Source organism: Rhizobium sp. SEMIA4064 (assembly GCF_003025035.1).
Lineage (GTDB): Bacteria > Pseudomonadota > Alphaproteobacteria > Rhizobiales > Rhizobiaceae > Rhizobium > Rhizobium paranaense.
In genome coordinates this window covers 444,022-453,359 of record NZ_PYJN01000016.1, presented here as the reverse complement: position 1 = coordinate 453,359, position 9,338 = coordinate 444,022, and the positions used below count along the sequence as shown (strand labels likewise).

Annotated in this window: 11 protein-coding genes and 1 riboswitch; of the genes, 6 read left to right on the top strand and 5 right to left on the bottom strand. The window is 58.7% G+C overall.

Annotated features, from left to right (window positions below; genetic code table 11):
* From C9E91_RS12175 to phnF, 6 genes are all read left to right on the top strand, one after another.
* A partial coding sequence (locus tag C9E91_RS12175) for a carbohydrate ABC transporter permease (RefSeq protein ID WP_107108565.1) occupies positions 1-786 on the top strand: 786 nt, incomplete at its 5' end.
* Positions 787-798: 12 nt separating this feature from the next.
* Complete coding sequence (locus tag C9E91_RS12170; protein WP_107108519.1) at positions 799-1,638, top strand: carbohydrate ABC transporter permease; 840 nt, start codon at positions 799-801, stop codon at positions 1,636-1,638.
* Complete coding sequence (locus C9E91_RS12165; protein WP_107108518.1) at positions 1,635-2,699, top strand: Gfo/Idh/MocA family protein; 1,065 nt, start codon at positions 1,635-1,637, stop codon at positions 2,697-2,699. The genes C9E91_RS12170 and C9E91_RS12165 overlap by 4 nt, the downstream gene beginning before the upstream one ends.
* 13 nt (positions 2,700-2,712) lie before the next feature.
* Complete coding sequence (locus tag C9E91_RS12160; RefSeq protein ID WP_107108517.1) at positions 2,713-3,717, top strand: ABC transporter ATP-binding protein; 1,005 nt, start codon at positions 2,713-2,715, stop codon at positions 3,715-3,717.
* Positions 3,718-3,877: 160 nt separating this feature from the next.
* Positions 3,878-4,564, top strand: coding sequence for a class I SAM-dependent methyltransferase (locus C9E91_RS12155; RefSeq protein WP_107108516.1), 687 nt, complete (start codon positions 3,878-3,880; stop codon positions 4,562-4,564).
* 1 nt (position 4,565) lies between these two features.
* Complete coding sequence (phnF, locus tag C9E91_RS12150) at positions 4,566-5,294, top strand: phosphonate metabolism transcriptional regulator PhnF (RefSeq protein WP_107108515.1); 729 nt, start codon at positions 4,566-4,568, stop codon at positions 5,292-5,294.
* A 5-nt stretch (positions 5,295-5,299) separates the two neighbouring features.
* On the opposite strand, the gene C9E91_RS12145 is transcribed toward phnF, so the two are convergent.
* From C9E91_RS12145 to C9E91_RS12125, 5 genes are all read right to left on the bottom strand, one after another.
* Positions 5,300-5,650 (bottom strand): VOC family protein, encoded by a 351-nt coding sequence (locus C9E91_RS12145; protein WP_107108514.1) that lies wholly within the window; start codon positions 5,648-5,650, stop codon positions 5,300-5,302.
* Positions 5,651-5,709: 59 nt separating this feature from the next.
* Positions 5,710-6,186, bottom strand: a complete 477-nt coding sequence (locus C9E91_RS12140; protein ID WP_107108513.1) for a 6,7-dimethyl-8-ribityllumazine synthase — start codon at positions 6,184-6,186, stop codon at positions 5,710-5,712.
* A 90-nt stretch (positions 6,187-6,276) separates the two neighbouring features.
* A riboswitch (FMN riboswitch) is annotated at positions 6,277-6,423 on the bottom strand.
* 102 nt (positions 6,424-6,525) lie between these two features.
* Complete coding sequence (locus C9E91_RS12135; protein ID WP_107108512.1) at positions 6,526-7,587, bottom strand: ABC transporter ATP-binding protein; 1,062 nt, start codon at positions 7,585-7,587, stop codon at positions 6,526-6,528.
* A gap of 11 nt (positions 7,588-7,598) precedes the next feature.
* Positions 7,599-8,387 (bottom strand): ABC transporter permease, encoded by a 789-nt coding sequence (locus C9E91_RS12130; protein WP_107108511.1) that lies wholly within the window; start codon positions 8,385-8,387, stop codon positions 7,599-7,601.
* On the bottom strand, positions 8,384-9,277 hold the full coding sequence (locus C9E91_RS12125) for an ABC transporter permease (RefSeq protein ID WP_107108510.1): 894 nt from the start codon (positions 9,275-9,277) through the stop codon (positions 8,384-8,386). The genes C9E91_RS12130 and C9E91_RS12125 overlap by 4 nt, the downstream gene beginning before the upstream one ends.
* Between the last annotated feature and the right edge of the window lie 61 nt (positions 9,278-9,338).

Sequence of the window (9,338 nt, the reverse complement as noted above, 5' to 3'; positions counted from 1 at the left end):
CAGTCGACCTTCGTGGGTCTCAACAATTTCAAAGTGTTGTTCGGGGATGAACGCTGGTCGCATGACTTCTGGAATGCGCTGCGCAACAATTTGATCTTCTTCGTCATCCATATGTGCGTGCAGAACCCGATTGGTGTTGCGCTCGCGGCGCTGCTGTCGCTACCGAAGCTGCGGTTCGTCGCCTTTTATCGCACCGCCATGTTTCTGCCGACGCTGCTTTCCTTCGTTATCGTCGGTTTCATCTGGAAGCTGATATTATCGCCGCTCTGGGGTGTGGCGCCCGATTTGATGGGCCTTGTCGGCCTTAAGTCGTTCTTTGCCCCCTGGCTCGGCAAACCGGGAACGGCTCTGATCACCGTCGCGCTGATTTCGGTCTGGCAATATGTCGGCATCCCGATGATGCTGATCTATGCCGCGCTGCTGAACATTCCTGAAGAAGTCATCGAGGCGGCCGAGTGCGATGGTGTTACCGGCTGGAGCCAGTTCTGGAAGATCAAGCTGCCGTTGGTGCTGCCGGCGATCGGCATCATCTCGATCCTGACCTTCGTTGGCAATTTCAACGCATTCGATCTTGTCTATACTGTGCAGGGCGCGCTGGCGGGGCCGGATGGTTCCACCGATATTCTCGGCACGCTGCTCTACCGCGTCTTCTTCGGCTTCCAGCTACAGCTCGGCGACCGCTCCATGGGCGCGACGATCGCGACAGTGATGTTCCTGATCATTCTCGCCGGCGTCTCGTTCTATCTTTTCATCGTCCAGCGGCGCATCCGCCGCTACCAGTTCTGAGGAGAGGCGACCATGTCCAAGGCACGCACTTCCCTTGCCCGCTCCAGCCTCGTGCATCTGGCGTTGATCGCCTACACGTTGCTTGCCGTTTTCCCGGTGTTCCTGACCATCATCAATTCCTTCAAGGACCGCGCCTCGATCTTCCGTGCGCCCTTGAGCATCCCGACGCCCTCCAGCTTCAGCCTGATCGGTTATCAGACCGTTCTTAAGCAGGGGGATTTCCTGACCTATTTCGAGAACAGCTTCATCGTGACGATTGTCTCGATCGTCTTGACGCTGCTGTTCGGCGCCATGGCCGCCTTCGCACTGTCGGAATACCGTTTCCGCGGCAATACGATCATGGGGCTTTATCTCGCAATCGGCATTATGATCCCGATCCGCCTCGGTACGGTCGCGATCCTGCAGGGCATGGTCGCCGCCGGCTTGGTCAATACGCTGACCTCGCTGATCCTTGTCTATACGGCCCAGGGCCTGCCGCTCGCCATCTTCATACTGTCTGAATTCATGCGGACCGTCTCCGATGACCTGAAGAATGCGGGCCGCATCGACGGGCTTAGCGAATATGCGATTTTCTTCCGTCTCGTGGTGCCGCTCATTCGTCCGGCCATGGCAACGGTCGCCGTCTTCACCATGATCCCGATCTGGAACGACCTGTGGTTCCCGCTGATCCTGGCGCCGAGCGAGGCGACAAAGACGGTGACGTTGGGCTCGCAGATCTTCATCGGCCAATTCGTGACCAACTGGAATGCGGTCCTGGCGGCGCTGACGCTCGCCATCCTGCCCATCCTCATCCTCTATGTCATCTTCTCACGCCAACTCATTCGCGGCATTACCTCCGGAGCAGTCAAGTGAGCTCATCTCATAAGCCGATCCGCGTCTTGGTCGCCGGCCTTGGCAATATGGGCCGCAGCCATGCGCTCGCCTATCACAACAATCCCGGTTTCGAGATCGTTGGCCTGGTCAATCGCTCGATGCCGAAGCTGGCCGACGAGCTGCAGGGTTACACGATCCATCCGGATTTCGAGACGGCGCTAAAGGAGTTGAAGCCCGATCTCTGCTCGATCAACACCTATTCCGACAGCCACGCGGACTATGCGGTCATGGCTTTCGAGGCGGGCTGCGACGTCTTCGTGGAAAAGCCGCTGGCGACGACTGTCGAGGATGCGGAGCGTGTTGTGGCCGCAGCCAAGAAAGCCGGCCGCAAGCTGGTGATCGGCTATATTCTGCGTCATCATCCGTCCTGGACACGGCTGATTGCGGAAGCACGCAAGTTCGGCGGTCCTTATGTCTTCCGAATGAACCTGAACCAGCAGTCGAGTGGGCCGACCTGGGAGACGCATAAGGCGCTGATGCGCACGACGCCGCCGATCGTCGATTGCGGCGTGCATTATGTCGACGTCATGTGCCAGATCACGGACGCCAAGCCCGTCGAGGTGCGCGGCATGGGTCTGCGCCTATCGGACGAGATCGCGCCGGACATGTACAATTACGGCCATCTGCAGGTGATCTACGAAGACGGTTCGGTCGGCTGGTATGAGGCCGGCTGGGGGCCGATGATTTCCGAAACCGCCTTCTTTGTGAAGGATGTGATGTCGCCGAATGGCGCGGTATCGATCGTCATGGACCCCAACGCCAAGTCCGACGACATCGATACGCACACCAAGACCTCCGTCATCCGGCTACATACCGCCGAGACCGGCCCGAACGGCAAGTTCATCCGTCCGGACCAGGATCTGCGCATGGATGGCGAGCCGGGTCATCAGGAGCTGTGCGATCGCGAACAAGCCTTCATGCTGAAGGCCATCCGTGAGGATATCGACCTCAGCCGCCATATGGCCGATGCCGTTCAATCGCTGCGCATTTGCCTCGCCGCCGACGAGAGCGTGCGTACCGGCAAGCCCGTTTATTTGTAAGGGATAAGAGACTGTGGGATCGCTTCAACTGAAATCCATTCGCAAGGCCTATGGTACGCATGATGTGCTGAAGGGCATCGACCTCGAGGTGAAGGATGGCGAGTTCGTCATTTTCGTCGGCCCTTCCGGCTGCGGCAAGTCGACCCTTCTGCGCAGCATCGCCGGCCTGGAGGACGTGACCTCGGGCGCGGTGCTGATCAACGGCACCGACGTGACGGTAACGCCGCCCGCCAAGCGCGGCATTTCCATGGTGTTCCAGTCCTATGCGCTCTATCCGCATCTGACGGTGAAGGACAATATGGGCCTTGGCCTGAAGCAGGCCGGCACCGCCAAGGATGAGATCGATAACCGTGTGGAGAAGGCGTCGAGCATGCTTTCCCTCGCGCCTTATCTCGCCCGCCGCCCGGCGGAGCTCTCCGGCGGTCAGCGTCAGCGTGTCGCCATCGGCCGCGCCATCGTGCGCGAACCGGAGCTCTTCCTCTTCGACGAGCCGCTGTCGAACCTCGATGCGGCATTGCGCGTCCAGACCCGCCTCGAAATCGCCCGCCTGCATCGCAGCCTCAAGGCGACGATGATTTATGTCACCCACGATCAGGTGGAGGCCATGACGCTGGCTGACAAGATCGTCGTGATGAACGCCGGTGCGATCGAGCAGATCGGTTCGCCGATGGAGCTTTATAACCGCCCTGCGAATGTCTTCGTTGCCGGCTTCATCGGTTCGCCGCAGATGAATTTCATCCCTGCGGAAAAGCTCGAACAGAGCGGCGCGAAAACCGTCGGCATCCGTCCGGAGCATATCACGTTGTCACGCGAGCAAGGCACATGGGCGGCCAAGGTCATCCATGTCGAACACCTCGGCGCCGACACGATCATCTATCTCGAATCCGATCAAACCGGCCTTCTGACCGCGCGCCTCTTCGGCGAACACAAATATGAGCCGGACGAAACGGTCTATGCCACACCGGACACGGGACACATGCATCGCTTCGACGAGAATGATCAGGCTATCCGCGCGTAGGCCTTGGCTCTTAGCGAATTGAAGAGGGCTCTGCTTCGGCAGGGCCTTTTTTTATTTGTCCAGCGATAGCTTCCAATAGTCCAGTCGTCCGGACGAATTCACATGCCTGTCACAGGGCTGCGTTATTGCTCGCTCAGTCCACTCCAACAGCGAGCGCATGATGACAAACGCAGCAACCACCTACGCAACGTGGCATACCGAACCGAACGGCGACATCGCGATGGCGGAGTCGCATAGTCCGCTTTGGCGGCATTTCATCGAGACCGTACCGGAGCGGGACTTTTCGTCGAAGACGGTACTGGATTTTGGCTGCAATCGTGGCGGCTTCCTGCGGCTGCTTCACGCGATGCGGCCGTTTCGCCGCGGCGTCGGCATCGACATCGCCTCGGAATCGGTTGCGGCGGCTGTCGCGGCCAAGGGCAATATGCCGTTGGAATTTCATGTCACCACCGATCTTTCGCCTTTTGTCGACAGCTTCGATGTCGCGTTCAGCTATGAGGTGGTCTATCTGCTGCCGGAATTGAAGCGGCACGCGGAGCAGATGTTCGAGGTCATGCGCAATGGTGGCATCTATTATGCGGTCACCGGCTGCCACAACGAGATGCCCCTCTGGCCGAAATGGCGCGAGCTGATCGGCGGCAACAGCAATGCGCCGGTACAGGATCGCTCTCCCCAGGACTATATCGACGCCTTCGTTGCCGCAGGCTTCAATGTCTCCGTCAGGCGTTTCGGCTATGACGGTTTCGTCAGCGGCTCGAAGGATCGCAAATATTATCCGAGCATTCTCGATGCTCTCGCCTATCCCGCCGAATACAAGCTGTTGTTCCGGCTTGAAAAGCGCGTGTGACATGGAGACGATCGACCGCAAGAGCGGCAGCGCTCTCTGGCATCAGATCGGCGAAATCCTGGCGGCGGATATCGCCGCCGGGACCTTTGCTCCGGGCGCCAAATTGCCGACCGAACCGGAGCTTATGGAACGCTTCGGCGTCAGCCGCTTCACCGTCCGTCAGGCGCTCGGCCATCTGGAGCAGCGGGGACTGGTGCGCGCCGAGCAAGGACGGGGAACCTTCGTGCACCGAGGGGCTCTCGATTATACGCTGTCGAAGAAGACACGGTTCTCCAAGAATCTGATCGAGCAGGGTTTCGAGCCTGGCGGCGAGCTATTGATCCACGAGGTCGTTGCAGCGTCGGAGCGTGTAGCGGCACGGCTGAAGCTGGCGTCCGGCGCACCCGTCATCCATCGCCGCGGCGTGATGACGGCAGACGGTGTTCCCGTCGAACTCGGCGACAGTTATTATCCGGCTGACCGCTTTCCTGATTTCGATAAGGCGAGGTTGCAATACGAGACCATCAGCGCGGCGCTCGCCAGCTACGGTGTCCACGACTATGTACGCCTGTCGACCGAGATCGAGGCGCGCATGCCAAGTGCCGAGGAGGCACGGCTGTTGCGGCAGCCGAAGTCGACACCGGTATTGGTCATCCTCAAAGTGGATGTCGATAGCGACGGCGTACCCATAGCCTATGCTGAGACACTATGGTCGGCGGAACGGGTGACCTTCAACGTCGATTTGGGATGAACTGCCTATCGGTGGGACAGAATATTCACGATCTTGCCCAAGGGGTCGCGGACATAAAAGCGCCGGACGCCCCAGGGTTCGTCGTTCAGTTCGTAGACGATATCGAACTGCATCGATCGGGCGCGCTGATAGACCTGATCGACATCGTCGACCTCGATCGAAAGATCTGGAACGGTCGTGCCTGAGCCGCCTTCGCTGGCTATGCTGATCTGTGGGACAGTCTGGGCTTTGGAGGCGAAGGTCATGATCCAGCCGTGGTCCATGACGATATCCAAGCCGAGCAGGTCGCCATAGAAGACACGGGCGCTTGCGGGATCGGCGGCATGCAGATTGGGCACAATTCGCAGGACGGTCATGTGATGCTCCTTGCCCGAGAAATGGAGGCGGGCCTTTGCCGCGCCTCCATCATCTTAACTCAGACCGTCACCGATGGCAGCAGTTTGGCGCGTTCGCTCAGGATCTGGCGGCAAGCGTTTGCCACTTCCTGACCCTTGATGACGAAATGCTGCTTGAAGAAATGAATATGCGCTTCCGTTTCCTGGAAATGGTGGGGCGTCAGCACGGTCGAAAGAATCGGAACGCCGGTATCCAGTTGCACACGCATCATCGCATCGAGAACGGTATCGGCAACGAAATCGTGGCGGTAGATGCCGCCGTCGACGACGAAGGCGGTTGCGATGATCGCGCTATAGCGGCCGTTGCGCGCGAGCGTCTGCGCATGCAGCGGGATTTCCAGGGCACCCGGCACATCAAAAATGTCGATCGGGGAGGCGCCTTCGGTCTTCTGCCATTCGGCAACGAAGGAATCGACGCACTGATCGACGATGTCGGCATGCCAGCGAGCCCGGATCAACGCTATGCGGCCCGGCTGTGTCGAAATGGAAATGGTCATTAACTTTGCCTTTCAAGGGTTTAACTCAATATCCCTTGGGCGAACACGCAAGGTCGCAGAAGCCCCTTATGCGAAGGAGCTGTCGACCCAGCTTGCTCTCTTCCATCCGGACTATACCGTCGGCTCCGGCCTCTCACCGGATCTGCTGACCCTTCCGGCAACCGGAAGGCGCTCGCGGGCTCGGAGACCAGTCTCCATACCGCCGGTGGGGAATTGCACCCCGCCCTGAGAACGGCTGGACTATAAATGCGGTGCAACAGAAATCAAAGAAAAACGCCGGGCTTTTGGCCCGGCGTTCGCGAATAATTTTCCAAACTTCCCTGCCGCGCAGGGAGGCGATCAATCCTGGATGACAAGCAGATCGGAGGAGGCAAACCGTAGCGTGACCTTCTCGCCGACGCTCGGAGGCATCATGCCCGGGCTGTTGAACATGTCGAAGGAAATGGTGTTGCCGGCCACGTTCATGCGGGTGCGGATGACCGAACCCAGGAAGTGCGCCGAGGAGACTTCGCCCGTCAGTGCGGTGTCGCCCTTGGCCGATTCCGCCAGCGAGCCGGCTTCCGGACGTAAAGCAAGCGATACGGTGTCGCCGGGCTTATAGGCGGTGACCGATTGCTTCAATGTGACGTTCTGATCGCCGATCGTGATGCGGCTGTTGTCGGGATCGACGACCTTGCCTTCAATGAGGTTCAGCGTGCCGACGAAGGAGGCCACGAAGCGGGTGGCCGGCGTATTGTAGATTTCAAAGGGCGTGCCGATCTGATCGGCGCGGCCGGCATTCATGACGACGATGCGGTCGGAGATCGACAGCGCCTCTTCCTGATCGTGCGTCACGAAGACAGTGGTGATGCCAAGCTGCTGCTGGATCGCACGGATTTCTTCGCGCAGCGATATGCGGATCTTAGCGTCCAGCGCCGAGAGCGGCTCATCGAGCAGGAGCACTTGGGGCTTGACGGCGATGGCGCGGGCGAGCGCCACGCGCTGCTGCTGACCGCCGGACATCTGATAGGGGAAGCGGGTGGCAAGATGATCGAGCTTGATGAGGCTCAGCATCTCCTTGACGCGCTTGTCGATGTCGGATTTCGCCATGCCGGCGACCTTGAGGCCGAAAGCGACGTTGTCATGCACCGTCATGTTCGGAAACAGGGCGTAAGCCTGAAAGACCATGCCGATGTTGCGCTGGTTCGGTTTCAGCGCTCGCTGGTCTTTGCCATTGATCGTCAGCGTTCCGGCCGTCGGGTTTTCGAAACCGGCGATCATGCGCAGCACGGTCGTCTTGCCGCAGCCAGAGGGTCCGAGGAAGGAGATGAACTCTCCTTTCTCGATCTGCATATTGAAATCGTGAACGACGTGAACGTCGCCGAAGGACTTCTTGATGTGGGTGAGTTCGAGAAAAGCCATGGTGCGAAGCCTTACGCCTTAACCGGAGCCAGTTTTGAGAAGCGGGAAACGAGCTGCAGCAAGCCCATGCTGAGCCAGGTGACAGCGAGCGCGATGATAGCCAGCGCCGAAGACTGATAAGCCTGGTTGGCGCCGACAAGCTGCATGTATGGGCCGAAAGCCGGACGATTGAGCAGGGATGCCATCGTGAATTCGCCCATGACGATCGCCAGCGTGATGAAGGCGCCGGAAAGGACGCCGCTCATAACATTGGGAAAAATGCAGCGGAACATAATGGTCGTCCACTTAGCGCCAAGACTTTCGGCGGCTTCCGTCAGGGTGCCGACATCGATCGTGCGCATCGCCGTATCGACTGAACGATACATATAGGGGAGGGAGAGGACAATATAGGAGCAGACCAGAAGGAAGTTCGTCGACTGCTCGAAGCCCGTCAAAGGTAGGATCGACGACGAATTATAGAGGCGCAGATAGCCGAAGACGATGACGATGGCGGGAATGACCAGCGGCATCAAGGTGATGAATTCGACGATCGGGCGTATCTGCGGCAAACGGAGGCGCACCCAATAAGCCGTGGGCACGACGATCAGCATGCCGAAGATGATGGTCAGCAAGGCCATGAGCATCGAATAGCCGAACGCGTACAGGAAGTGAGCGTCCGAAAAGACCGATGCATAGGCGTCGAAACTATAGGCGTCGCGTCGCATGCGCAGCGAGAATTCCAGCGTACCGATGAGCGGAACGATGAAATAGATGGCGCCGATGACGACCGCGATCCAGGCAAAGAATTTTTGCAGCTTCATTTCTGCCACCGTTCCGCGCGCATGCGCATGATGATGTAGATGACGTTGGAAATGCCAGTGATGACGATCATGCCGAGAGCCATCGCATAACCGAGATTGGCGTTGTGCAGGACGTCGCCACGGATCTGGGCATAGAGCTGGATCGGTATGATGTTCAGCGAGCTGCCCGTCAGTGCGATGGCCGTTGCGATGGCGCCGAAGGCGTTGGCAAACAGCAGCAGCGTCGTGCCAAGCAGACTCGGCCAGAGAATGGGGAGCGCCACCATAAGCCAATATTGTCCAGTGGTCGCTCCGAGGATGGATGCGGCTTCACGCCATTCCTTTTTCATACCGTCCAGTGCCGGCGTGATGATCAGCACCATCAGCGGAATCTGGAAGTACATATAGGTGATGGTCAAGCCGACGAAGCTGTAGAGATTGAAGCCTGCATGAAAAATGTCGAAGCCAAGCCAGTTTTTCAGCAGCAGCGTGACGAGGCCCAGGCGACCGATCGTGGCGATGAATGCAAAAGCCAGAGGTACGCCGGCGAAATTCGAGGCGACACCGGAAAAGGTCAAAAACGTATGGCGCAGCCAAGCCGGCAGGCCGCCCATGACGAGCGCCCAGGCCAGATAAAAGCCGATCAAGGCGCCGCCAAGAGAGGATGCCAGCGATACCTTGATGCTGATCCAGTAGGAGTCCCAGATGGACTCTGTGAACAGATCGCCGATGTTCTTTAGCGTCAAGCTGCCATCGGGCGTCAGAAAGGCGCCTGCGATCAGATAGATCGTGGGGAGAATTAGAAACAGCAGCGCGAAGATCAGGAAGGGCGCTATGCCCAGCCAATCGACAACCATGCGTTTATTGATCATGGGAGTGGAATTGATCGTTGATGTCGTGACGATGCTCATGATTGGCCCGATCCGCGGCGTCAAAAAAAGGAAAACCTCCCCGCTGAGGCGGGGAGGCCAT

Bases quoted from the DNA above. Each gene is read 5' to 3' on its own strand.
- C9E91_RS12170 (WP_107108519.1), top strand. From the start codon at position 799: ATGTCCAAGGCACGCACTTCCCTTGCCCGCTCCAGCCTCGTGCATCTG.
- C9E91_RS12155 (WP_107108516.1), top strand. From the start codon at position 3,878: ATGACAAACGCAGCAACCACCTACGCAACGTGGCATACCGAACCGAAC.
- phnF (WP_107108515.1), top strand. From the start codon at position 4,566: ATGGAGACGATCGACCGCAAGAGCGGCAGCGCTCTCTGGCATCAGATC.
- C9E91_RS12145 (WP_107108514.1), bottom strand. From the start codon at position 5,650: ATGACCGTCCTGCGAATTGTGCCCAATCTGCATGCCGCCGATCCCGCA.
- C9E91_RS12140 (WP_107108513.1), bottom strand. From the start codon at position 6,186: ATGACCATTTCCATTTCGACACAGCCGGGCCGCATAGCGTTGATCCGG.
- C9E91_RS12135 (WP_107108512.1), bottom strand. From the start codon at position 7,587: ATGGCTTTTCTCGAACTCACCCACATCAAGAAGTCCTTCGGCGACGTT.
- C9E91_RS12130 (WP_107108511.1), bottom strand. From the start codon at position 8,387: ATGAAGCTGCAAAAATTCTTTGCCTGGATCGCGGTCGTCATCGGCGCC.
- C9E91_RS12125 (WP_107108510.1), bottom strand. From the start codon at position 9,277: ATGAGCATCGTCACGACATCAACGATCAATTCCACTCCCATGATCAAT.